Annotated in this window: 19 protein-coding genes and 1 riboswitch; of the genes, 16 read left to right on the top strand and 3 right to left on the bottom strand. The window is 66.4% G+C overall.

The window, feature by feature from the left end; translation table 11 throughout:
- Positions 1-166 precede the first annotated feature (166 nt).
- Complete coding sequence (gene valS / locus OVA06_RS07420) at positions 167-2785, bottom strand: valine--tRNA ligase (protein WP_268157339.1); 2619 nt, start codon at positions 2783-2785, stop codon at positions 167-169.
- A 150-nt stretch (positions 2786-2935) separates the two neighbouring features.
- On the opposite strand from valS, the gene OVA06_RS07425 reads away from it, so the two are divergent.
- Positions 2936-3697, top strand: coding sequence for an SDR family oxidoreductase (locus OVA06_RS07425; RefSeq protein WP_056079748.1), 762 nt, complete (start codon positions 2936-2938; stop codon positions 3695-3697).
- A 46-nt stretch (positions 3698-3743) separates the two neighbouring features.
- Here OVA06_RS07425 and OVA06_RS07430 read toward each other — a convergent pair whose 3' ends face one another.
- Positions 3744-4787 (bottom strand): endonuclease/exonuclease/phosphatase family protein, encoded by a 1044-nt coding sequence (locus OVA06_RS07430; protein ID WP_268157341.1) that lies wholly within the window; start codon positions 4785-4787, stop codon positions 3744-3746.
- A gap of 379 nt (positions 4788-5166) precedes the next feature.
- Between OVA06_RS07430 and ileS the strand changes: the two genes are divergently transcribed.
- From ileS to ndk, 4 genes are read left to right on the top strand one after another with little or no spacing between them, the layout of a single operon-like run.
- Positions 5167-8517 carry an isoleucine--tRNA ligase gene (ileS, locus tag OVA06_RS07435; RefSeq protein WP_268157343.1) on the top strand — a complete coding sequence of 1117 codons (3351 nt, stop codon included), beginning with the start codon at positions 5167-5169 and terminating at the stop codon, positions 8515-8517.
- A gap of 3 nt (positions 8518-8520) precedes the next feature.
- Positions 8521-9879 carry a bifunctional folylpolyglutamate synthase/dihydrofolate synthase gene (locus tag OVA06_RS07440; RefSeq protein ID WP_056079738.1) on the top strand — a complete coding sequence of 453 codons (1359 nt, stop codon included), beginning with the start codon at positions 8521-8523 and terminating at the stop codon, positions 9877-9879.
- A 3-nt stretch (positions 9880-9882) separates the two neighbouring features.
- Positions 9883-10341: a DUF4233 domain-containing protein gene (locus OVA06_RS07445; protein WP_056079736.1), complete on the top strand. Its 459-nt coding sequence runs from the start codon at positions 9883-9885 to the stop codon at positions 10339-10341.
- Positions 10342-10392: 51 nt separating this feature from the next.
- Positions 10393-10806 (top strand): nucleoside-diphosphate kinase, encoded by a 414-nt coding sequence (gene ndk / locus OVA06_RS07450; protein ID WP_056079733.1) that lies wholly within the window; start codon positions 10393-10395, stop codon positions 10804-10806.
- A gap of 99 nt (positions 10807-10905) precedes the next feature.
- Here ndk and OVA06_RS07455 read toward each other — a convergent pair whose 3' ends face one another.
- Positions 10906-11577: a vitamin K epoxide reductase family protein gene (locus OVA06_RS07455; protein ID WP_056079730.1), complete on the bottom strand. Its 672-nt coding sequence runs from the start codon at positions 11575-11577 to the stop codon at positions 10906-10908.
- 439 nt (positions 11578-12016) lie between these two features.
- Between OVA06_RS07455 and OVA06_RS07460 the strand changes: the two genes are divergently transcribed.
- The 11 genes from OVA06_RS07460 (at position 12017) to rsfS (ending at position 25312) form a co-directional block, all read left to right on the top strand.
- Positions 12017-15451, top strand: coding sequence for an Rne/Rng family ribonuclease (locus tag OVA06_RS07460; protein ID WP_268157349.1), 3435 nt, complete (start codon positions 12017-12019; stop codon positions 15449-15451).
- A 143-nt stretch (positions 15452-15594) separates the two neighbouring features.
- Positions 15595-15693: riboswitch (TPP riboswitch) on the top strand.
- 9 nt (positions 15694-15702) lie between these two features.
- A complete protein-coding gene (thiD, locus tag OVA06_RS07465) occupies positions 15703-17232 on the top strand; it encodes a bifunctional hydroxymethylpyrimidine kinase/phosphomethylpyrimidine kinase (protein ID WP_442793575.1) in 1530 nt (509 codons plus the stop codon).
- 334 nt (positions 17233-17566) lie between these two features.
- Positions 17567-17875 carry a 50S ribosomal protein L21 gene (gene rplU, locus OVA06_RS07470; protein ID WP_015937330.1) on the top strand — a complete coding sequence of 103 codons (309 nt, stop codon included), beginning with the start codon at positions 17567-17569 and terminating at the stop codon, positions 17873-17875.
- 60 nt (positions 17876-17935) lie between these two features.
- Positions 17936-18199, top strand: coding sequence for a 50S ribosomal protein L27 (rpmA, locus tag OVA06_RS07475; protein ID WP_009372867.1), 264 nt, complete (start codon positions 17936-17938; stop codon positions 18197-18199).
- Between the two features lie 113 nt (positions 18200-18312).
- Complete coding sequence (obgE, locus tag OVA06_RS07480; protein WP_056079722.1) at positions 18313-19902, top strand: GTPase ObgE; 1590 nt, start codon at positions 18313-18315, stop codon at positions 19900-19902.
- Positions 19892-21043, top strand: coding sequence for a glutamate 5-kinase (proB, locus tag OVA06_RS07485; RefSeq protein WP_268157354.1), 1152 nt, complete (start codon positions 19892-19894; stop codon positions 21041-21043). The genes obgE and proB overlap by 11 nt, the downstream gene beginning before the upstream one ends.
- Positions 21044-21069: 26 nt before the next feature.
- Entirely contained in the window at positions 21070-22449 is a 1380-nt protein-coding gene (locus tag OVA06_RS07490; protein ID WP_261619110.1) for a glutamate-5-semialdehyde dehydrogenase, read from the top strand.
- Between the two features lie 79 nt (positions 22450-22528).
- Complete coding sequence (locus OVA06_RS07495; protein WP_056079715.1) at positions 22529-22768, top strand: hypothetical protein; 240 nt, start codon at positions 22529-22531, stop codon at positions 22766-22768.
- 13 nt (positions 22769-22781) lie between these two features.
- Positions 22782-23432, top strand: a complete 651-nt coding sequence (gene nadD / locus OVA06_RS07500) for a nicotinate-nucleotide adenylyltransferase (protein WP_268157358.1) — start codon at positions 22782-22784, stop codon at positions 23430-23432.
- 7 nt (positions 23433-23439) lie between these two features.
- Complete coding sequence (locus tag OVA06_RS07505) at positions 23440-24885, top strand: hypothetical protein (RefSeq protein ID WP_268157360.1); 1446 nt, start codon at positions 23440-23442, stop codon at positions 24883-24885.
- Between the two features lie 37 nt (positions 24886-24922).
- A complete protein-coding gene (gene rsfS, locus OVA06_RS07510; protein ID WP_268157362.1) occupies positions 24923-25312 on the top strand; it encodes a ribosome silencing factor in 390 nt (129 codons plus the stop codon).
- Positions 25313-25390: the final 78 nt, after the last annotated feature.

Below are 25390 nucleotides of genomic sequence, written 5' to 3' on the forward strand. Positions count from 1 at the left end.
GCGGAGCCGGATACGAGCTACCAGTGACGAGGTAGGAAGACCTGGAAATCCCCGGATCCTGCCAGACCATCAAGTTCGTCACGAGATGGCCGAAAAGTCGAAGCCCCACCAACGGCAAAACGCTGATGGGGCTTCCCCTTTGCCCTGAAACAGGGCGTGGGCCGGACTAGACGGCCGCTGTCTCCTCAGGGGCAGCCAGGGTCACGTCGCTCACGGTCAGTTCCCCTTCGCCCACCACCAGGGTGATCTCCCGGGCGTTGGAGGCCGCCTTGAGATCGGACAGGCCGGCCTCCAGTTGGGTGGTGAAAGCCTCCGAAGCGCTGATGGTCGCGGAGAGGACCTCTGTCCGCTGCTTCACCTTTGCCTCGGACTTAGCCTTGCGGACACCACTGAGCGCATTACCGACAGTGGCCAGCATGGTGGTGTCGCCATCCACCTCGACGCCGGCCGGCCACGCGGCGCGGTGTACCGAGCCCCTGCGCCACCAGCCCCAGACTTCCTCGGTGGCGAACGGCAGGAACGGCGCGAAGAGGCGCAGCAGCGTATCCAGCGTGGTGGCCAGGGCCGCCAGCACCGATGCCTGTTCCGCTTCGCCGGCCGCACCGTAGGCACGGTCCTTGATGAGCTCCACGTAATCGTCCGTGAACTGCCAGAAGAACGTCTCGGTCAGCTGCAGGGCCCGGGCGTAGTCGTAGTTATCGAACGCCTTCGTGGCCTGGGCAACGACGTCGGACAGCTGGGCCAGCAGGGCACGGTCCAGCTTGTTGGTCAGCACCGAGAGATCGCCGGACACCACAGAGTTTTCCGTGGCACCGAGGTTCAGCACGAACTTGGAGGCGTTCAGGAGTTTGATGGCCAGGCGGCGGCCGATCTTCATCTGGGCGATCTCGTAGGCGGTGTCGGCGCCCAGGCGGGCCGAGGCCGCCCAGTAGCGGACGGCGTCCGAGCCGTACTCGTTGAGGACATCCGTGGGTACCACCACGTTGCCCTTGGATTTGGACATCTTCTTGCGGTCCGGGTCCAGGATCCAGCCGGAGATGGCCGCGTGCTTCCATGGTGCGGTTTTCTGCAGTGCATCGGCACGGACCGCGGAGGAGAACAGCCAAGTGCGGATGATGTCGTGGCCCTGCGGGCGGAGGTCGAAGGGGAAGACCTTGTCGAACAGGGTCTCGTCCCGGCTCCAGCCGCCAACGATCTGCGGGGTCAGCGAGGACGTGGCCCAGGTGTCCAGGACGTCCGCGTCGCCGGTGAAGCCGTTGGGCTGGTCGCGAAGGGATTCGTCGAACCCCGGGGCTGCATCCGCCGCGGGGTCCACCGGCAGCATGTCATCGGAGGGAAGGACGGGGTTGTCGTAGTCCGGGTTGCCCTGGGCGTCCAGCGGGTACCAGACGGGGATGGGTACGCCGAAGAAACGCTGCCGGGATACCAGCCAGTCACCGTTCAGGCCGGCAATCCAGTTTTCGTAGCGGGAGCGCATGAAGGCCGGGTGGAAGTTGATCTCCTGGCCCCTGGCGATCAGGCGTTCGCGGCGCTCTTCATCGCGGCCGCCGTTGCGGATATACCACTGGCGTGAGGTCACAACCTCGAGCGGCTTGTCACCTTTTTCGAAGAAGTTCACCGGATGGGTGATCTTCTTCGGTTCGCCGTCCAGCAGGCCGGCAGCGCCGAGCAGTTCAACCACTGCTTCCTTCGCAGAGAACGCCGTCTTGCCGGCGATCGCAGCATAGGCCTCTTTGCCGGCCTCCGTGGTGATCCAGTCCGGTGTTTCGGCGATGATGCGGCCGTCGCGGCCCATGATGGCCCGGGTGGGCAGCTGGAGTTCACGCCACCAGGTGACGTCGGTGAGGTCGCCAAAGGTACACACCATGGCGATGCCTGAGCCCTTGTCGGCCTTGGCCAGCGGGTGGGCCTTAACCTCAAGCTCTACGTCGAAGAGGGGAGACCGCACGGTCTTGCCGAACAGCGGCTGGTACCGCTCGTCGTCGGGATTTGCCACCAGCGCGGCACACGCGGCCAGGAGCTCCGGGCGGGTGGTCTCGATGAAGATCTTGTCCCCGGCTTCGGTGAAGAAGGGGTAGCGGTAGTAGGCGCCGGGAACCTCGCGGTCCTCCAGTTCGGCCTGGGCAACGGCGGTGCGGAACGTGACGTCCCACAGGGTGGGTGCCTCCGCCATGTAGGCGTCACCGGCGGCCAGGTTGGCCAGGAACGCGCGCTGGGATACGGCGCGGGAGGTGTCGTCGATGGTGCGGTAGGTCAGGTTCCAGTCGACGGACAGGCCGAGGGTCTGGAACAGGTTTTCGAAGACCTTCTCGTCCTCGACGGCGAGTTCCTCGCACAGTTCGATGAAGTTCTGGCGCGACACGACGTCGAAGTCGCGCTGGTTCTTGGCAGGTTGTGCCGGCGGCCGGTAGTCGGCGTTGTACGGGATGGCGGGATCGCAGCGCACACCGTAGTAGTTTTGCACCCGTCGTTCGGTGGGCAGGCCGTTGTCGTCCCAGCCCATGGGGTAGAAGACGTTCTTGCCCGTCATCCGCATGTACCGCGCCTGGACGTCGGTCTGCGTGAAGGAGAACATGTGGCCCACGTGCAGCGAGCCCGACGCCGTCGGCGGGGGAGTGTCGATCGAGTAGACCTGCTCCCGGGTGGTGTCCGGGTTGAACCTGTAGGTTCCTTCATCCAGCCAGCGCCGGGTCAGGGTGGCCTCGAGGCCTTCCAGTGCCGGCTTGTCAGGAACGTTGATGGGGGCGGTGGTGGGCGTGTCTGTACCCTGTATGTCTTCAGCCATTTGGCAATTCTTTCATGTTCCGTTCAATCCCGGAGAAACGCTTGTGGCGCGGGCAGCATCCTGCCGTAGATCCGGCCCGAGGGGGCGCCCGCTTGACGCTGTGTAACGCGTGGTCCGCCTGATGCCGGAACCTCCCGTTAGGGTGGTGCCATGACTGACGATTTGCAGCACAGCAAGGCAGCCCTGGTGACCGGTGCAAGCACCGGTATTGGTGAGGCGACGGTGCGCACACTGCGCGCGGAAGGCTGGACGGTGTTCGCCGTAGCCCGCCGCGAAGACCGCCTCGCGTCACTGGCAGCGGAGACCGGCGCCGTCGCTGTTCCTGCTGACATTGCCGAGGACGACGACGTGTCCCGGCTTGTGGAAAAGGTCACCGCTGCCGGGGGCATCGATACGCTCATCAACATTGCCGGCGGCGCCCGCGGAGCGGACCGGGTGGCGGAAGCCAGCACTGCGGACTGGGAGTGGATGTACCGCGTCAACGTGCTGGGCACCATGAAACTGACGCGTGCGTTCCTGCCGATGCTCCGCGCCAACGGCGAGGGAACGGTGCTGAACCTGACCTCCACTGCCGCGATTGCAGCCTACGAAGGCGGTGGCGGCTACAATGCGGCAAAGTTTGCCCAGCACGCCCTCACCAACGCGCTTCGGCTGGAGGAAGTGGAAAACAACATCCGGGTGATCGAAGTGGCGCCGGGCCTGGTGCAAACCGAGGAATTCGCGCTCAACCGCCTGGGCAGCGAACAGGCTGCGGGCAAGGTCTACGAAGGCGTGGAGAAGCCGCTGACCGCGGCGGACGTGGCCGACGTCGTCCGGTACGCCGTCAGCGTCCCGCACCACGTCAATTTGGACGAAATAGTCATCCGGCCGGTGGCCCAGGCCGCCAACCACAAGCTGATCCGCAAAGGCTGAGCCCGCCGGAAGGTCGGCGGCGCTCCCCGGGATTGCGGTCGAATTTTCAGGCGGCCGGAACCGCGACCGTTGCGAGGATGGCCGCGTGGTCGGTACCCGGAACCCCGTGGACCTGGTAGCCACTGCTTCCCACCCTGTGACTTGTCACCATGTGGTCGATGGCGATGCCGGGCAGGCGCGTGCCATCCATGGGCCACGTAGGCAGGAGCCTGGAACCGGAGGCAGCAGCCACGTCCACCAGGCCCTCCTCCCCGGCCCGGAGGAGGCTCCGGAACTCCGCATGGTCGTAGGTGGCGTTGAAATCACCCATCAACAGCCTGTGGCCGGGCCGATCCGCCAACCGGGACAAGGCCCTGAGGTCGCTCCGCCATTGCCCCACCCGGGTGTCCACCGGCGGCAGGGTGTGGACGTTGGTCAGTTCAAGAACGGCACTGGCACCAGCCGCGCTTCCGGTGGCCGTGAGCCTGACCGTCGGCATCAGGAACGGGGTATCCGGCAGCACACCCACCGGCTCCAGCGGACGGCTGGAGTACACGGCGCTGCCTGCGCCGTCGTCCGTGGGCTGGCTGATCCGGTGGGGCAGCAGCGCATCGAGGCCTTCAGCGGCCAGGCGTTCCTGCAGGGCCTGTGAGTGTTCCTGGATGGCGAGGAGCGCCACCTTCTTCTCCCGCACCAGCCGGACAATGGTGGCGGCGTCAGCCCGGCCAAACTGTGAATTGATGCTCATCACGTTCAGCTCCACCGTGGCCGGCGGCTGCTGCTCCGCAGGCGACGCCGCCGGCGCTGCGGCAGCGGCGGGGGAGGGGCGGGCAACGTCCAGGGGAAAGAGCCAGAAAAGCTGGCACGCCAGGAGTGCTGCCGTCACCAGTTGCAGCCACCTCCGGCCTCCGAAGAATGACAGGACCAGGGCCACGCCCGCAGGGACCGCCAGCCACGGCGTGAAGGCCAGCAACTGGACCACCAGGACCGGCCACTCCGCGCCGACAGCCCGGAAAACGGACATCACCAATACCGGCAATGCGGCCAGGAGCGACAACCACGTGCACACGGTGGGGAGGCGCGAGCGGACCCGCCGGCCGGAAGCAGTCATGGGAGTGAGTCTAGGCACTTCAGCCGCCCGACCCCGCGGCTGACCGGTGCGCCGCCACGGGCCGGACCCGGGGAATGGAAATGCAGGGGGACCCGATAGTAGACTCGTCAAAGGCTATGACCCGGCAATCACCGGTGAGCTTCCGGAAGAACGCACCACCTGCCGTCCGCGGGGCGTGCCAGTAGAACCGGACGGGTAAGCCCGTTACAGCAGTAATGAGAGGCCGGGGCAGTACCGTTCCTGTGGAACACGCTGCACCGGTAAGTGAGGTGGTACCGCGGTAAGCGTGCAGTCCTTGGACCGCACGGCAAGCCGTCCTCGCATCCCGGAAAGTGTCCGGCAACTGCCGGTTCGCCCAGCTCAACCCAGGATGTCGAGAATGACGTATTATCCCAAGGCCTCAGCCTCCACCAGCGGCGGCCCGTCCGACGGCCGCGCAGGCGTATCCGCCTCCGTGAAGTTTCCGGAGATCGAAGAGCGCATCCTGAAGTACTGGGACCGGGACGGTACCTTCCAGGCCAGCATCGACCAGCGCAGCGCCGACCTGCCCGGCGGCGAGCCCGGCAGCAACGAGTTTGTGTTCTACGACGGTCCGCCCTTCGCCAACGGACTCCCGCACTACGGCCACTTGCTGACCGGCTACGCCAAGGACCTGGTGGGCCGGTTCCAGACCCAGCGCGGCAAGCGCGTTGAGCGGCGCTTCGGCTGGGACACCCATGGCCTCCCGGCAGAGCTGGAAGCCATGAAGCAGCTGGGCATGACCGACAAAACCCAGATCGAAGCCATGGGCATCGACAAATTCAATGACGCCTGCCGCGCTTCAGTGATGAAGTACGCCGACGAATGGCGCGCGTACGTCACCCGCCAGGCGCGCTGGGTGGACTTCGACAACGACTACAAGACGCTCAACGTCGAGTACATGGAGTCCGTCCTCTGGGCCTTCAAGCAGCTGCACGAGAAGGGCCTCACCTATAACGGCTACCGCGTCCTGCCCTACTGCTGGAAGGACGAGACACCGCTGTCCAACCATGAGCTGCGCATGGATGACGACGTCTACAAGAACCGCCAGGACCAGACCGTCACAGTCACGTTCCCCATCCTCGCGGGTGATTCGGAACTCTCCCGGCAGCTCGCAGGCGTACAGGCCCTCGCCTGGACCACCACGCCCTGGACGCTTCCCACCAACGCCGCGCTCGCCGTCGGGCCTTCCATCACGTACGCGGTGCTGCCCGCCGGGCCCAACGGCGTCAAGGCCGCATCCGCCGATGCTCCTGTGGCCGGCACCTTCCTCCTTGCTGCCGACCTCATCGCCGCCTACGCCAAGGACCTCGGCTACGACGGTTTCGAAGATGCGGAAGCGGCAGTGGTGTCCACCCACACCGGTACCGAACTTGAGGGCCTGCAGTACCAGCGCCTCTGGGACGACTTCAGCGACGACGAAAAATACGGCATGGAGAACGCCTGGCGCTTCCTCGTGGCTGACTACGTGACCACCACGGACGGCACCGGCATCGTCCACCAGGCCCCCGCCTACGGTGAGGACGACCAGAAGGTCTGTGAAGAGGCGGGCATCCCGGTGGTGCTCTCCGTCGACGAAGGCGCCAAGTTCCTGCCGCTGTTCAAGCACGGCGACCTCCACGACATCGCCGGCCTGCAGGTCTTCGAGGCGAACAAGCCCATCACCCAGGTGCTCCGCGCCCAAGGCCGGCTGGTCCGCCAGGCCAGCTACGAGCACAGCTACCCGCACTGCTGGCGCTGCCGCAACCCGCTGATCTACCGTGCGGTGTCCTCGTGGTACGTGGAGGTCACCAAGTTCAAGGACCGCATGTCCGAACTGAACCAGGAGATCAACTGGATCCCGGGGAACGTCAAGGACGGGCAGTTCGGCAAATGGCTGGCGAATGCCCGCGACTGGTCCATCAGCCGCAACCGGTACTGGGGCAGCCCCATCCCCGTGTGGCAGTCCAGCGACCCCGAGTACCCGCGCACCGACGTCTACGGCTCCCTCGCGGAGATCGAAGCGGACTTCGGCCGCCTGCCCCTGAACAAGGACGGCCAGGTGGACCTGCACCGCCCGTTCATCGACGAACTGACCCGGCCCAACCCGGACGATCCCCGCTCTCCGGAAGAGGGGCAGTCCGTGATGCGGCGCGTCGAGGACGTCCTGGACGTCTGGTTCGATTCCGGCTCCATGCCGTACGGCCAGGTCCACTACCCGTTCGAGAACGAAGCCTGGTTCGACACCCACAACCCCGCGGACTTCATCGTGGAGTACATCGGCCAGACGCGCGGCTGGTTCTACATGCTGCACATCCTGTCCACCGCGCTGTTCGACCGGCCGGCATTCCGGAACGTCATCAGCCACGGCATCGTGCTGGGCTCCGACGGGCAGAAGATGTCCAAGAGCCTCCGGAACTACCCGGACGTGTCCGAAGTGCTGGACCGTGACGGTTCCGACGCCATGCGCTGGTTCCTGATGTCCAGCCCGATCCTGCGCGGCGGCAACCTGATCGTCACCGAGCAGGGCATCCGCGACGGCGTCCGCCAGGTCATCCTGCCGCTGTGGAACGTGTACAGCTTCTTCACGCTCTACACCAACGCAGCCAACGTAGTTGACGGTACAGCCAGGGGCTACGAGGCCAAGCTCCGCTACGACGGATACGCCGACACGATGGACCAGTACCTGCTGGCCAACACCGGCGACCTGGTCCGCACCATGACGGACCGGCTGGACGATTACGACATCTCCGGCGCCTGCGACGCGCTGCGCAGCTACCTGGACATGCTCACCAACTGGTACGTCCGCCGCAGCCGCCAGCGGTTCTTCGACGAGGAGCAGGATGCTTTCGACGCCCTGTACACCGCGCTGGAGACCGTATCCCGTGCTTCAGCGTCCCTGCTGCCCCTGGTCACTGAGGAAATCTGGCGCGGCCTGACCGGCGGCCGTTCCGTGCACCTGGCCGACTGGCCGGACGCGGACCTCTTCCCGGCCAACCCGGGCCTCGTTGACGCCATGGACAAGGTGCAGCAGATCTGCTCCACCGGATCCTCGCTCCGCAAAGCCGCCAACCTGCGTGTCCGCCTGCCGCTGCAGGAACTCACCGTGGTGGCACCCGGTGCGGACGCGCTGGAAGGCTTTGCCGCCGTCGTCGCGGACGAACTGAACATCCGCTCCGTCCGCCTCCTCGACGCCGCGACTGCCTCCCCGGAGGAGTTCGGCATCCAGCAGAAGCTGGTGGTGAACGCCCGCGCCGCAGGGCCGCGCCTTGGCAAGAACGTCCAGCTTGCCATCAAGGGCTCAAAGTCCGGGGACTGGTCTGTCGATGACTCGGGCGTCGTCACCGCAGGGGGCCTGCAACTGGAGCCGCAGGAATACACCCTCGAGACGGTGGTTGCAGAGTCCGACGGCGGTGCTGCCGCCTCTGCGTCTTCTGCTGTGGCAGTTCTCCCGGGCGGCGGCTTCGTCGTCCTGAACACCGAGGTCACACCGGAGCTGGAAGCCGAAGGCCTGGCCCGCGACATGGTCCGCGCCATCCAGCAGGCCCGCAAGGACGCCGGGCTCAACGTCAGCGACCGCATCCGGACCACCGTTACTGCCGCGCAGAACGTCGTGGACGCCCTGCAGGCGAATGCGGAACTGGTCAAGGGGGAAACGCTGACGGTGGACCTGACGGCCGAACCGGCAGATGTGCCCGAGCCCGCCGTCGTCGTTGAAAAAGTGGAGGCCTAAGGCATGACTGACGAATTTTCGGTGGAAAGCGTCTACGCCGAACTGCTGGGGCGTGCGCCGGAAAACAAGATGGAGCCCCGGCTCGCCCCGCTGTTCCGCGCCATGGACGTGCTCGGCGAGCCCAACAAGGCGTTCCCGATCATCCACGTAACCGGAACCAACGGCAAGACGTCCACGTCCCGCATGATCGAGTCCGTGCTGCGGGCCCAGGGCCTGAGCACGGGGCGCTACACCAGCCCGCACCTGTCCAAGGTCACGGAACGGATCAGCATTGACGGGCACCCGGTCTCCGACGAAACGTTTGTTCGGATCTGGGACGAGATCCGTCCCTACCTGCAGATCGTGGATGCCGAGCTGGAGGCGGACGGGCAGCCCCGCCTGACTTACTTCGAATGCCTCACCATCCTGGGCTTCGCCGTTTTCGCCGACCAGCCCGTCAACGTGGCCATCATCGAAGTGGGCCTGGGCGGCATCACCGACGCCACCAACGTGGGCGACGGACAGGTATCGGTGATCACCCCGATCTCGCTGGACCACACGGACCTGCTGGGGGACACAACCGAGGACATCGCGCACGAAAAAGCCGGCATCATCAAGCCGGGCGGCTTCCTTGTCAGTGCCGCGCAGCCGCTGGACGCCGCGCAGGTCCTGCTGGAAAAAGCCAAGGAACTTGGCGTGCCGTTCCGCTTCGAGGGCGTGGAGTTCGGCGTCGAATCCCGCACCGTTGCCGTGGGCGGCCAGATGGTCACCATCCAGGGCATCGCCGGGCGCTACCCGGACCTGCTGGTACCGCTCCATGGCGCCCACCAGGCGCAGAACGCAGCCGTGGCCGTGGCAGCCCTGGAAGCGTTCTTCGGCGGCGAAAAGGAACTGCCCTTCGACGTCCTGCAGGAAGGCTTCGCCGCCGCAACCTCGCCCGGCAGGCTGGAAGTGGTGCGGTCTGCGCCCACCATCATCGTGGACGCAGCCCACAACCCGGACGGCATCAAGGCGTCGGCCGCGGCTCTGAAGGAGGCATTTACCTTCTCCCGGCTGGTCCCCGTGGTGGGCGTGCTTAAGGAGAAGGACGCGGAGGAAATCCTCCGTGAACTCAAGGAATCCCTGGGCGACGTGGCGGAGGAATACTGCTTCACGCAGTCCAATTCACCCCGCGCCGTGCCGGCGGCCGAACTGGCCGAGCTGGCCATTGACCTCGGCTTTGGCGAGGACAACGTCCATGTCGAAGAAAAGCTCGACGACGCCCTGGAGTGGGCGGTGGAACGGGCCGAAGCCAACGACGACCTCTCCGGCGGCGTGCTGGTCACCGGCTCCATCACCCTCGTGGCCGAGGCCCGCATACTGCTCGGAAAGACGGAGGCGTAGCCCATGGCCAGGCTGACCAAGGCCCAGCGCGAATGGCGCCCGGGCATGCCCAAGAAGCGGCGCTCCACCAAGGTCATGTTCGCCTCGACGGTGCTCCTGCTGGAGGCGTTCGTCATGTTCTTTGCCACCCTGGCAGTGTTCGGCCTGCGCCGCGGCGAGTTTCCACCGGCGCTTATCCTGGGTGTCGGGATTGCCCTGAGCGTGGTCATGGTGCTGGCCTGCGCGGTCCTCCGCAAGCCCTGGGGCATCGGACTGGGCTGGGTGCTGCAGGTGGTGCTGATCCTCACCGGCATCTTCGAACCTGCCATGTTCCTGGTGGGCGCACTGTTTGCCATCTGCTGGTGGTACGGGATCCGCACGGGAATCAGGCTGGACCGCGAGGCCGGGCAACGCGAACGTGAACAGGCCGCGTGGGAAGCAGCCAACCCGGACCAGGCCGCCGGATCCGGTCAGGCCCAGTAGAGCAGTCCCCGTAGACTTGACCCGAAACCCCACCAACGCATTGGAGCAGTTGTGACCACTGAGCGCACCCTCGTCCTGATCAAGCCCGACGGCGTCGCCCGTAACCTCACCGGCGCCATCCTGGCCCGGATCGAAGCCAAAGGCTACGCCCTGGCCGAACTCAAAAAGGTGAACGCCACCCGCGAGCTCCTGGAACAGCACTACGAAGAGCACGTGGGCAAGCCGTTCTACGAGCCGCTGGTGGAGTTCATGCTCAGCGGGCCCGTGGTTGCCGCGATCTTCGAAGGCCACCGCGTCATCGAAGGCTTCCGTTCACTGGCAGGCACCACCGACCCCACCACCGCGGCTCCGGGCACCATCCGTGGCGACTTCGGCCGCGACTGGGGACTGAAGGTGCAGCAGAACCTGGTTCACGGGTCAGACTCCACCGACTCCGCTGAGCGCGAGATCAAAATCTGGTTCTAGTACCCGCCCCCGCGCCGCCCTGGCGGCGCGGACCAACAGGTAAGGCCAATGTTCTTCGCGAACATTGGCCTTACCTGTTACTTCGAGTGGTTTGGGCGGCTAGAACCCTGAGGTGCCGGCGAACACCTGGATGAAGGCGAAGAAGATGCTGGCAATGACGCCCACGTAGATCAGCGCCACGATGATCCAGCCGGAATCGGCCACGACGCGGGCGGCGCCCGACGGCACGGGAATGACACCGGCCGAGATGTTGCGGATGGTTGTCCAGACAAACAGCGGGATCATCGCGGCCCAGACGATCATGCAGAACGGGCACAGGACGTGGATGTCATACAGGGCCTGGGACCACAGCCACACCACGAAGATGAAGCCGAGCGTGACGCCGGCCTGCAGCCCTATCCAGTACCAGCGGGCAAAGGTTGCGCCGGAGAGCAGGGCCATGCCCACGGTGATGATGATGGCGAACGCCACGATCCCAATGAACATGTTGGGGAAGCCAAAGAGTGAACTCTGCCAGGTCTTCATCACTTCGCCGCAGGAGATGAACGGGTTCACATCGCACACTGTGGTGTGGTTCGGGTCCTGGAGAACTGCGAGCTTTTCCAGGACCAGGGTTCCGGAAGCGAGCCAGCCGATAGCCCCGGCAATCACCAGGAGCCAGCCGAAGGGCCGGTTCCGGGCCATCATCGGCGTATTTGCAGCCTGGGCGCTGTCCGGGGTGGTGGTCCGCTCCTGGGCTGGCGTGCCGCTGGCGGGGGAGATGCTGGGCATTGGTATGGCGTCCTTTTCGTCCGGTGCTCCTGAGCCTGATTGTAACGCCGGCGGCTGGGCGGAACGCCCAGGAAACAGAAAGCCCCCGGCACCTTCCCACGTGATTTACCCCGCGTGTGAGAGAATGAACGTGGCTGGAAGCCGAACCACATTCGGTCTCCGGTCCGGTGGTTTGTTCCCAAGACCGCCAATGACGAGCAGGGCAGGCTTCGGATTTTTCCGACACTCCCGCAATCTCCATTGGACGGCACCTGGTTGTGGCATGTAGAACAACGGGTTTCAGAACTTTCCACTGGCTCCTACGGGCTGCCGCACCCCAATGCCGGTGCGAACCTGGGAGCATCCACTTGACTTCTGTCAGCGCCTGCGGGTTTTGACAATATGTGCCCCAATGGGTGCCGGATGTGGCGGTACGTCAGGGGCAGGAGTGTTGCCACAGATGAACAATGAAACAGAGCTTTCCGTTAATGAGGTTGAACCGGCTGTGGAAGCCGCGGCCGAACCCAAAAAGGCTCCCCGGACCCGACGCAAGGCAGCGCCGAAGGCCGATGACGCCGTAGCCGCAGCCCCCGCCCCTGAGGTGTCGGCGGAAGGTGCCCCTCCCGCGGCGGCCACGCCCGAAAACGCGGACGCCGACGCAGTCCCGGCCAAAGCTGACGCCCGCCGGCCCCGGGCCAGGAAGAAGGCAGACGCCGCGGAGCCGCTGCCGGCCTTCGCCACCGATGCAGCCCCCGCGGAATCCGCTGCTGCAGCTGACGCTGCTCCCGCCGAAGCTGCCACGGCCGCAGAAGCGACTGCGGCCGTGGAAGTGCCGGTGGAAACGGCCGGGACCAAGCAGGTCCGCCGCCGTCGGGTTGCCACGAGGAAAGCTGCCCCTGCGGGGGACCCTGCAGAAACGCAGGCCCCCGCGGAAACGCCGGCCCCTGCGCAGGAACTGCCCGTCACCGCTGCCCCGCTGGACAATGAAACGGCGGACCAGGGCGCCGAGGCCCGGGAAGCGGCCGTAGAGGAGACAGCCAAGCCCGCGGCACAGGAACCCGCCGCCGGGGAAACTGCAGCAGAGGCCGCGCAGGCCCACGGCACGGCAGCTGCCGCGCCAGCAGGAGAATCCGCTGCGACGCCGGCCCAAGTCGCCGCAGCTGACGAGGAACCTGGCGCGTTCGCCTCCTTGTTCCTCGAGCCCGCCTCGCCCACCTCCGTGCTGTTCCAGGCACCGGACCTGAGCACCGTCGTCCGCCCCGCAACGCCCGCCGCAGCGGAACAGGGCGGGGACGAAGACGACGCCGAGGACACCGAATCCGAGGAAGCATCCGGCCGCCGCCGGCGCCGCAGCCGTGGCCGCCGCGGTCGCAGCCGGCTGGACGACCGCGAGGACGCCGGAACCGAAGGCTCCGAGGCGGATGACGCCGCTGACGAATCGGACGAGGAAGAAACCGGTGCGGCGGAGGACGGCGTGACGTCCCGCCGTCGCCGCCGCCGCCGCCGCGGTGACCAGGACCTCGAACTGACCGGCGGCAACGACGACGATCCGCCCAACACCGTTACCCGCGTGCGCGCACCGCGTGCCGTCAGCGAGGCACCCGTCAACAACCGGGTGACCAGCGTCAAGGGTTCCACCCGGCTGGAAGCCAAGAAACAGCGCCGCCGCGAATCCCGGGACACGGGCCGCCGCCGCACCGTCATCACCGAAGCGGAGTTCCTGGCCCGCCGCGAATCCGTGGACCGGCAGATGATCGTCCGCCAGCGTGACGACAGAATCCAGATCGGCGTCCTCGAGGACGGCGTTCTGGCCGAGCACTTCGTCTCCAAGACCCAGCAGGACTCGCTGATCGGCAACGTCTACCTGGGCAAGGTCCAGAACGTGCTGCCCTCCATGGAAGCCGCCTTCGTCGACATCGGACGCGGCCGCAACGCCGTCCTGTACGCGGGTGAAGTGAACTGGGAAGCCGTCAACCTCGAAGGCAAGCAGCGCCGCATCGAGAACGCGCTGAAGTCCGGCGACACCGTCCTGGTCCAGGTGACCAAGGACCCCGTGGGCCACAAGGGTGCCCGCCTGACCAGCCAGATCTCCCTTCCGGGCCGGTACCTCGTGTACGTCCCCGGCGGTTCCATGACCGGTATCTCCCGCAAGCTGCCCGACGTCGAGCGGAACAGGCTCAAGCGCATCCTCAAGGACCGCCTTCCGGAGCAGGCGGGCGTCATTGTGCGCACGGCGGCCGAAGGGGCGTCCGAGGAAGAGCTGACCCACGACATCAACAGGCTCCGCGCCCAGTGGGAAGGCATCGAAAGCCAGTCCTCCTCCACCAAGGTCCTGGCTCCGGAGCTGCTGTACGGCGAGCCCGACCTCACCATCAAGGTGGTCCGTGACGTCTTCAACGAGGACTTCTCCAAGCTGATCGTCTCCGGTGAGGAAGCCTGGGACACCATCGAGGCCTACGTCACCTATGTGGCTCCGGACCTGGTGGGACGCCTCGAAAAGTGGACCAAGGACCAGGACATCTTCGCTGCCTGGCGGATTGATGAACAGATCCACAAGGCCCTCGAACGCAAGGTCTTCCTGCCCTCCGGCGGCTCGCTGGTGATCGACCGGACCGAAGCCATGACAGTGGTGGACGTCAACACCGGCAAGTTCACCGGAAGCGGCGGCAACCTCGAAGAAACCGTCACGAAGAACAACCTCGAAGCGGCCGAGGAAGTGGTGCGCCAGCTGCGGCTGCGCGACATCGGCGGCATCATCGTGATCGACTTCATCGACATGGTCCTGGAATCGAACCGCGACCTCGTCCTGCGCCGCATGGTGGAATGCCTCGGCCGCGACCGGACGAAGCACCAGGTGGCGGAAGTCACCTCGCTGGGACTCGTCCAGATGACCCGCAAGCGCATGGGCACCGGGCTCCTGGAAGTCTTCGGCGAGCAGTGTGAAGCCTGCGCGGGCCGCGGCGTCGTCACCCATGACGACCCCGTGGAGCACCGCCGCGCCAACATCGTGGCAGCCGAGCAGCACGTCCACCGCTCTGACATCCGCTCCGATGCCCGCCCTAATGGGAACCGCAGCGAGGGCCAGCGCAATGAGGGACAGCGCCCCGACAGCAACCAGGAAGGTACCCGCGGCGAACGCAAGCGCCGCCGCGGACGTGGCGGCCAGCCGGCCGAGCCGGCACCCGCACCCGCGGCTGTGGCAGCCCACCCAGTCCAGCCGGATCCGCACGAGGCCGAACGCCACGCCAAGGCTGAAGCCACCAGGCTGGCCTTGGCCAACATTGCCGCAGCTGCCCACGCTGCGCACCTGCACGATGACGAGGTGGCGGCCCGTCAAACCCCTGCCCAGCAGGACGCGGGCACAACGGAGAGGCACGACGACGGGACGCCGGTACGCCCGGCAGCTGTCCTGACGTTCGGCGGCGAGAAAGTCGCGCTGCCGTTCGTTGAGCACGCAGACGAGCAGCAGCCCTCACCTGCGCTGTCGCTTGACCGGCTGGCCGAAGCGTTCGCCCACCTGGGCCAGCCGGCTTCGCCTGTTGGCAGCCAGTCGCGGGAGTCCGCCACGGTCCAGGCCGCGCCAGTCACCCCTGAACCGGCGGAGGCTGCGGCACCCCGGCAGCCCGTCGCAGCTGCGGCCCCCGCACTTGAGCTGAACGCCGCTGCCGCCCCCGACCTGTCCCGGCAGCGCCGTCCGCGGCGTAACCGCAGTGCAAGCAGGGCCCAGGGCGCAGCCAACGAGACCACCGTGGAACACCATGAGAACGTCCCGTCGGCCAGCGAAGGCCACTCCCATGCCGCCAAGGCGCCCGAGCCTGCCGCGCCGGCAGAACCGGCAGCCAAAGCCGATGCGCCCATCATCCTGGGCGTAGGGGTTCCTGCCTCCGAGCTCTGACCGGACCCAGGCACTGCAGATGCCCGGCCCCTCCACTCCTGTGGTGGGGCCGGGCATCTGCCGTTAACGGGGAGTGGACCTCAGCCGCACACTTCACAGGTGCAGTCACCTTTCGGTTGACTGCCGTCCAACGGCTAGGCTGGGGAACCGACACGGGGTGCCGCGCACCAGGCCCGGCTGAGATCCACACCCGTTGAACCTGTCCGGTTAGTACCGGCGAAGGGATGTCTCTTTTGTCTACGAACCTTGCCATGCCTGCAGCCACCCCGCTCCCGAATCCCTCCGCGACCGAACTGCCGGCTGCCGGACGCGATGTGCCCCGCGTCCTAGCCATCGCGGGCTCGGACCCCTCCGGCGGGGCCGGCATCCAGGCCGACCTCAAGAGCATCGCAGCGCACGGCGGCTACGGCATGGCCGCCATCACTGCCCTCACAGCCCAGAACACCCGCGGAGTGACCGCCGTCCATGTTCCTCCGGCATCCTTTTTGGCGCAGCAGCTCGCGGCCATCAGCGACGACATCCACGTGGACGCCGTCAAGATCGGCATGCTGGGCGATGCCGACGTGATCGCTGCCGTGCGCACCTGGCTGGAGAAGGTGCGCCCCGCCGTCGTGGTCCTGGACCCGGTCATGGTTGCCACCAGCGGGGACCGGCTGCTGCAGGAGAGCGCCGAAGCCGCGCTCCGGAACCTGGTGCCGCTGGCCCACCTGGTCACCCCCAACCTGGCCGAACTGGCCATGCTGCTGGGAGAAGACGTACCGGACACTTGGGAGGCGGCGCTGGATCAGGGCAGGCGGCTGGCTGGTGCCACCGGCGCCGCCGTGCTGGTCAAGGGCGGGCACCTGCAGGGCAGCAGCTGCCCGGACGCCCTGGTTGGGCCGCCGGGCATGCTGTCCGCGGACGTCGTCGAAGTCCCGGGGGAGCGGGTGACCACACGCAACAGCCATGGCACAGGCTGCTCCCTGTCCTCCGCCATGGCCACGGTCCAGGCCCAGGTAGGCAACTGGGAAGCATCTCTTCGGGAAGTGAAACCCTGGCTTGCTGGGGCGTTGGCCGCGTCCGCGGCGCTGGAGGTGGGAACCGGCAACGGTCCCGTCCACCATTTCCACCACATCCGCCAAGCCCTTCGGCCAGGCGACTTCACGGCGCAGCTGCGGAAAGATGCCAACGCACACCTTGAGTCGATCTACGCCTTGGACTTCATCCAGGGCCTGGCCTCGGGGACACTGCCGGAAAGCGAGTTCGCGTATTACCTTGCGCAGGATGCCATCTACCTGAACGGGTATTCGCGAGTCCTCGCCCGGTCCAGCGCGCTGGCCCCCACGGAGGCCGAGCAGCTGTTCTGGGCGGCGTCGGCCCAGCAATGCCTCGAAGTGGAGTCGGAACTGCACCGTTCCTGGCTCAGCACCCGCACCGTCCTCCCCGAACTCGGGCCTGTCACCAAGGCCTACGTGGACCACCTGACCGCCGCTTCGGCGTCGGGCAGCTATGCAGTCCTGGCAGCAGCTGTCCTGCCCTGTTTCTGGCTGTACGCGGACGCCGGGAAGACGCTCCATGCCAGGTTCCTCGCGGACGGGGAACCGGCAGGCCACCCCTACGCCGAGTGGCTCCGCACGTATGCCGACGAAGATTTCGCGGAGGCAACGCGGCGGGCCATCGCCGTGGTGGACGAAGCGGCGCGCAAGGCCTCCGCTGACGAACGGCACGCCATGGCCACCGCATTCCGGCAGTCCTGCCGGCTGGAAGTGGAGTTCTTCGACGCGCCGCGGCTCCACTCCTGAACCCGCCCGGGCCGTGCTGCCGGTATTATGGTCTGGCACGGCCCCGGTGGCGGACGATGTCTGTGGTTCCTATCACAGCCGACCCGCCGGAGCCAGCCTCATTTGCGGCCGGAGACGGAATTAGCGTATTCTGGATCTTCGGTGCTTACGCCAACACTTGGGTTATGACCCCGGGAACATGCCAACGTGGAAAACACAAGGCAGTCCTGCGGGATAACTCATGGAGACCTTCGGGGAATCCACGGCGTTGAGGCACAGCGGGAACCCAGCCAAACAGTGCAACGGGTGCCGCACGCAATTTTAGTTATAAACGTCGAGAGAAGTGAGTTCCCAAGTGGTGTACGCGATTGTCCGCGCAGGCGGCCGCCAAGAGAAGGTTTCCGTTGGAGACTTCGTTACCCTGAACCGCGTCGCCGGTGGGGCTGGCAGCACCATCGAGCTGCCCGCACTGCTCCTGGTTGATGGTGACAAGATCACCACTGCCGCTGCTGACCTGGCCAAGGTGACCGTTACGGCTGAAATCCTCCAGGACCTCCGTGGTCCTAAGATTGTCATCCAGAAGTTCAAGAACAAGACCGGTTACAAGAAGCGCCAGGGTCACCGTCAGGAACTGACCAAGGTCAAGATCACTGGCATCAAGTAACCACCGGTTACTGTTCAGGTTTTCAGCAGATTCCCCAGAATTTAAAGGCAGGCATTTCAGATGGCACATAAAAAGGGCGCGAGCTCCACTCGCAACGGTCGTGACTCCAACGCACAGTACCTCGGCGTCAAGCGCTTCGGCGGCCAGGTAGTTTCCGCCGGCGAAATCATCGTCCGCCAGCGTGGCACCCACTTCCACCCGGGCGCCGGCGTTGGCCGTGGCGGCGACGACACCCTGTTCGCACTGACCCCGGGCGCCGTTGAATTCGGTACCCGCCGCGGTCGTCGCGTCGTCAACATCGTTGCTGCTGCAGCTGCAGAGTAACAACCAGTTCTGAAGCGGTGGAGCGGGCCAGTTGGCCCGCTCCACTGTTCTTTTAAGCGCATTACAATCGATAGGGCGTCCATGGGCGCCCACACGACACTGAGGAGATTTACGTGGCCAGCTTTGTAGACCGGGTAGTACTACACGTATCCGGCGGTACCGGCGGCCACGGTTGCGTCTCCGTCCACCGTGAGAAGTTCAAGCCCCTTGGCGGGCCCGACGGCGGCAACGGCGGCAACGGCGGCGACGTCATCCTGCGCGTGGACCACCAGACCACCACGCTCCTTGACTACCACCATGCCCCGCACCGGCATGCCACCAACGGCGGTCCCGGCATGGGCGACTGGCGCGGCGGCAAGAACGGTGAAACCCTGGTCCTGCCTGTGCCCGACGGCACGGTGGTGAAGTCAAAGGACGGCACCGTCCTGGCGGACCTGGTGGGGGAGGGCGCCGAATACATCGCCGCCGCCGGCGGACCAGGAGGGCTGGGCAACGCCGCCCTTTCGTCGCAGAAGCGCCGCGCACCAGGCTTCGCCCTGCTCGGCATCGAGGGTGAATCCAGCGACATCGTCCTTGAGCTGAAGTCGATTGCAGACATCGCCCTGGTGGGATTCCCGTCTGCCGGCAAGTCCAGCCTCATCGCCGCCATGTCCGCTGCGCGCCCAAAGATCGCCGACTACCCGTTCACCACCCTCATCCCCAACCTGGGTGTCGTCCAGGCAGGCGAAGTCCGGTTTACCATCGCGGACGTCCCGGGACTCATCGAGGGTGCCAGCGAGGGCAAGGGCCTCGGCCACAACTTCCTGCGGCACGTGGAACGCTGCGCCGCACTGGTGCACGTCCTGGATTGCGGCACGCTCGAATCCGAACGCGATCCGCTCTCCGACCTCTCCATCATCGAGACCGAGCTTGAAAAGTACGCGGTGGACATGAGCTACGCCGGCCAGGACGGCGAAGTCGTCCCGCTGAACCACCGGCCCCGCCTGGTGGCGCTGAACAAAGTGGACCTGCCGGACGGCAAGGATATGGCTGAATTCGTCCGCCCTGAGCTGGAGTCCCGCGGCTACCGGGTCTTCGAAGTCTCGGCCACCAGCCACGAGGGCTTGCGGCAGCTCGGCTTCGCCATGGCCGAGATCGTCAAGGCGGCACGCGATGCCGTCGAAGCCGCTCCGCCGAAGGTTACCCCCACTGTGCTGCGTCCGCGCGCCGTCAACGAAACCGGATTCCGGATCCGCCGCGAGGAGAAGGCCCACGAGCCGCTGTTCCGGGTCCTCGGCGACAAGCCTGTGCGCTGGGTCAAGCAGACAGACTTCACCAACGAAGAGGCCATCGGTTACCTGGCCGACCGGCTCGCCAGGCTGGGCGTGGAAACCGAGCTGTTCAAGATGGGCGCCAAGCCGGGCGACACCGTGGTGATCGGTGAAGACGATGGCGTGGTCTTCGACTGGGAGCCGACCATGATGGCTGGTGCAGAACTTCTCGCGTCGCCGCGCGGAACCGACATCCGCTTCGCCGACACCGGCGACCGCCCCACCCGCACCCAGAAGCGCGAGGAGCAGCAGGAACGCCGGGACGCCAAGGCCGCTGCCCGCGCCGAACTCGAAGCCGAACGCAAGGCCGGCATCTGGACAGAGTCCGTCAGCGGACGGCGCGCAGCCCAGCCCACCAAGGAAAGTGGCCTGGACTCCGGCGATGAGTCCTAGGGCCACAGCCACGGGACCGGCCTCCGGTTCCGTGGACAGGAGCGCGCTGGCCGGCGCCCGACGGGTCGTAGTGAAGGTCGGCTCCTCCTCGCTGACGAGCATCAAGGGCGGAATTTCCGAGGAGTCGCTCACGGCCCTCGCGGACGCCCTGGCTGCCAAACGCAACAGCGGCACCGAGATTATCCTGGTTTCATCAGGCGCCATCGCTGCCGGGCTGGCCCCGCTCGGCCTCCCGAAGCGTCCCCGGGACCTCGCCACCCAGCAGGCTGCCGCCAGTGTGGGGCAGGGGCTCCTCATGGCCCGGTACACGCAGGCGTTCGGCGCCCACGGCGTCACCGTCAGCCAGGTCCTGCTCACCGCGGAGGACCTGATGCGGCGGAGCCAGCACACCAACGCCTTCCGGGCCTTGGACCGGCTGCTGAACCTGGGCGTGGTTCCGGTGGTGAACGAGAACGACACCGTGGCCACCCACGAAATACGCTTCGGCGACAACGACCGGCTCGCGGCGCTTGTGGCGCACCTGGTCCGCGCCGACGCGCTGGTGCTGCTCTCCGACGTCGACTCCCTCTACGACGGTCCGCCGGCCCACGGGGCCAAGCGCATTCCCGTGGTGGCGGGACCGCACGACCTCGAGGGAGTGTCCATCGGCAAGACCGGCAAAGCCGGGGTTGGCACCGGCGGCATGCTCACCAAGGTTGAGGCGGCCAGCATGGCCGCAGGATCGGGCATCCACGCCCTGGTGACGTCCACGCCCAACGCTGCCGCCGCACTCAACGGTGAGGACGTTGGCACCTGGTTCACCGTCAACGGCGCCCGCAAGCCCGTCCGCCTGCTGTGGCTGGCCCACGTTGCCTCTGTCCAGGGCAGGCTGGTCCTGGATGAGGGTGCCGTCCGGGCCGTCCGGCACCACCGGACCTCGCTGCTGCCGGCCGGCATATCAGCGGTGCACGGAGTCTTCGAAGCGGGCGACGCCGTCGAGATCGCAGGTGCCGACGGCACCGTCGTGGCCCGCGGCCTTGTCAACTACTCCTCCGAAGAGCTGCCCCGCATGCTGGGACGGTCCACGCGCGACCTCGGCGAGGAACTCGGTACCGGCTACGACCGTGAAGTTGTTCATGTTGACGACCTGGTGCTGGTTTGAACCGGGGCCTCGCCTAAACTTGAACCATGACTGAGGCCCTGATCCATACGACTGCCGACAACCCCGCAGACACCGCCGCCGCGGCCACCCCGCAGCAGCAGGCCCCCTCAGCAGCTCCTGCCCCGGCCGACGGTCAGCTCACCGATGCCGGGATCGAGGCCGCGGTTCACGCCATTGCCGACCGTTCCCGCCACGCCGCCCGCCGGATGGCCATGGCCAACCGGGCCTGGAAAGACCGCGGCCTGCGCGCCGTGGGGGCGGCACTGCAGGCGAACACCCGCGCCATTCTCGATGCCAACGCGCGCGACGTCGCCAACGGCAAAGCCAACGGTACATCCGCAGCACTGCTGGACAGGCTGACCCTCACCGAGGCCCGCATCGAAGGCCTCGTTGCCGCCCTGGAGAACCTGGCCAACCTGCCAGATCCCGTAGGCAATGTGGTCCGCGGCCAGACCCTTCCGAACGGGCTGCGCCTGCGCCAGGTCAACGTTCCCATGGGTGTCGTAGCAGCAATCTACGAGGCCCGGCCCAACGTCACTGTGGACATCGCAGGACTTGCACTCAAGAGCGGCAACGCAGTGATCCTCCGCGGCGGCAGCGCAGCGGAGTCAACCAACGGTGTCCTGGTGAGGGTGTTGCGCGACGCCCTGGAGTCCGTGGGACTGCCTGCCGACGCCGTCCAGACCGTGGACCAGTACGGCCGGGCCGGCGCCACTGTCCTGATGCGTGCCCGCGGCAGGGTTGACGTCCTGATTCCGCGCGGCGGCCGTGACCTCATCCAGTCGGTGGTGACCAACTCCGCCGTGCCGGTCATCGAAACGGGTGAAGGCAACGTCCACATCTTCATCGACGAATCGGCCAACGAGGACATGGCGGTGGAGATCCTCCTCAACGCCAAGACGCAACGGCCCAGCGTCTGCAACACCGTGGAAACCCTCCTGGTCCACTCCGGGTCCACCGTGCTCCCCGCCGTGGCCAAAGCGCTCAGCAAGGCCGGCGTCAGGCTGCATGCCGATGAACGCGTCCGCGCGGCCCTGCCGGCTTCGGTAGCTGCCGACGCCGCCACGGATGAGGACTGGGGCACGGAGTACATGGACCTTGACCTCGCCGTGGCCATGGTGGACAGCCTGGACGAAGCCGTGCGCCATATCCGCAAGTGGTCCACGGGCCACACGGAGGCCATCCTGACCAACGACCTCGCCAACGCTGAACGGTTCATCGCCGAGGTGGACTCCGCTGCCGTGATCGTCAACGCTTCCACCCGTTTTACCGATGGCGGGGAGCTCGGGCTCGGCGCCGAAGTGGGCATTTCCACCCAGAAGCTGCACGCCCGCGGGCCCATGGGGCTCACCGAGCTCACCACCACCAAGTGGATCGTGCAGGGTGAAGGCCAGGTCCGCGGGTAGCAACGCGGTAACATAGACCAGACGCCAAAAAGCAGCGGAAAAGTCCGCTGCCCCAAAATACTTGAACCTAGGGGAGAACATGCTGTTCCAGCAGATCGCCACGACCATCGCCGCAGCAGGCGAAGCAGAACACGAGGAACTCGCCCCGCTGTGGGCTGAGCCGTGGGTCTTCGGCATCGTCATGTTTGCGATCCTCCTGGTCATGATGTTCATCACCTTGTCCTACAACAACCTGGGCAACCGCCACACCGCCACGGAGGAGCACGCGGACCCGCACCGCCAGCACCCGAACAAGCACGATCACGGGCAGGGCCACTAACATTTCCCGCACTTTGCGCCGGAGCAGTGACAAGGGCCGGATTCGGCTGGGCGTGATGGGCGGGACATTCGATCCCATCCATCACGGCCACCTTGTTGCCGCCAGTGAGGTGGCTGCAGAATTCGACCTGGACGAAGTTGTTTTTGTCCCTACCGGACAGCCATGGCAGAAGTCCCACAAACGGGTTACCGAGCCGGAACACCGCTACCTCATGACAGTTATCGCCACAGCCTCCAATCCGAGGTTTACGGTAAGCCGGGTGGATGTGGACCGTCCCGGTCCCACGTACACCATCGACACGCTGCGCGACCTCCGCGCGCAGCGGCCGGACGCGGACCTGTTCTTCATCACCGGTGCCGACGCCCTGGCGCAGATCCTGTCCTGGAAGGACATCGACGAACTGTGGTCCCTGGCCCATTTCGTTGGAGTCACCCGTCCGGGCCACGTCCTTGACGGCATGGGGCGCGACGACGTCAGCCTCCTCGAAGTGCCGGCCATGGCCATCTCTTCCACAGACTGCCGCACCCGGGTAGCGGGCAACGATCCCGTTTGGTACCTGGTGCCTGATGGTGTGGTGCAGTACATCGCGAAGTATGGCCTGTACGCCCCGGCAGCCGGGGACGATCAATCTTCCGAAGCACGCGAACGAGCCAGCACTGAATGAGTTCTTTATGAGCCAGGAACAGCCCCCCATCCGCAGCCGCCGGGAACTCCGGAAGGCGCGGGACGCCGCCCAAGAGTCGGCTGAACCCACGGGTAAGGAGCAGCTTTCGCCTGCCACAAAACCGTCGCCCGCCGCACAAGCGGGGACAGGTGGGAAGCCCCAAATACCCGTGGCCGCCGCGGCGCCTGCGCCCGTCAAACCTGCTGCGGCGAAGCCTTCCGCTGCTCCTGACCAGGACCAGCAGCCCGTGGACCAGCCCAGTGCGGCGCAGGCCCACACACAACGGTCATCGCAAATCCGTGCCCGGGACAGGGCAGCACTGCGCACCATCAAGGACCTGGAGGAAAAGGAAGGCCAGCTGGCCGCTGGCGGTCCTCCCACCCGCCGCCAGCTTCGCCTGCAGCAGCTGAAGGAGCAGGCCCTCACGGCGGCCAACCCGATCGTTCCTCCCGCCGCCACGCCGCCTGCTGTCCCGTCCAGGACGCCGGCCCGGCCCGGACCCGACGTCGACAGTAAAGCTGCACCGTCCGCCGGGGGAGAAGGCAAGGCGGCTCCGGATGCGCCGTCCGGACGTCCTGCCCAGAAGGCCGCCGGCGCTCCTTCCGGCCCTGCAGGGATGACTGTTGAACAGGCGCTGGCTGCCCGTTCCCTGATTGCCGAGCAGGCCAAGAACCAGATCGCCAAGATGGAGCACATCGCCTCCATGGATCCGGAGGCGGTGGATCCCGAAATCCTTGCCGAGCAGATCGCCCTGGCGGAACGTGCAGCAGTGCTGAACCGGCGCGCGATGGCCCGGCAGAAACTCGCTGAGCAGGCCGGCGGCGCTGCAGCCCCCGGCGACAACCAGGCAGTGGACGCGCCATCGAAGCCGGGGCAGCCCAAGGCCGCGCACTTCGGGATTGCCCCACCCAAGCCAGCTTCGCCCGCGGGTTCCGGGCCAAAGGCAAACCAGCCAAAGGCGAACCCGCCCAAGGACCGGCCGGGCCCGTCCACTACGAACAACCTGGCCATGGTCACGCCGCTGGAATTCGTCCAGGTTCCCGGCGTGGACCGGCCCGTCATGAAGCCGCCGGCAACGTCCCATGTTCCGGTCACCACCCGGCCGGGAACCAGGGTTCCCGCAGCCGGCGGAGGCAAAAAGAAGCCGGCCGGCAGGACCGGCCGCGCGGCTGAGCCGGTGTCCGGCCGTTCGCAGGTCATTGCACGGGCCGAAGCGGCAGCCAAGGCCGCCACCCGGCCCAAGCCTGTTGTCTTCCCGGACAGCCAGGCGACCTTCGAAGACGTTCCGCGGGTTCCCGCCAGCTCGGCCTACGGGCTGGAACCGTTGGATGCAGCCACCGCCGGCCTGGGCCGCGCGAGGCGCAACCGCATCCTGCAGTTCTGCATCCTGGCCTTCGGCGTCGTGGCCCTGGTGTCCGGCGTCGTCCTAATCATCAGCGGCATGACCCCCTGACCTGCCGCACCCTGTTTTTCCATCAACGAGGAGTCCCGTGACTGCATCAGATACATCCATCACCATTGCCCGCGACGCCGCCAAGGCTGCCGCGGACAAGCTTGCCCACGACATTGTTGCCCTGGACGTGAGTGAACGCCTGGCACTGGCCGACGTTTTCCTCATCGCATCGGCCCCCAGCGAGCGTCAGGTCAACGCGATCGTGGACGGCATCGAGGAAGAACTTGCCAAACAGGACCTGCGGCCTGTCCGCCGCGAAGGCCGTTCCGGTGGCCGCTGGGTCCTCCTGGACTACTCCGACATCGTCATCCACGTCCAGCACGAAGAGGACCGGGTCTTCTACGCGCTCGAGCGGCTCTGGAAGGACTGCCCGGTGGTGGACCTGCAGCTGGAAGACGCCACCGCAGCCACGTCGGAAAGCGAATAAACCCGCGCCGCTCCGTGGAGTATTCCCGATTTGGAATTCTTGGAACCGCTGATCTAAGATATTGGAGTTGCTTCGGGG

Source organism: Pseudarthrobacter sp. SL88, from assembly GCF_026672455.1.
Classification (GTDB): Bacteria; Actinomycetota; Actinomycetes; order Actinomycetales; family Micrococcaceae; genus Arthrobacter.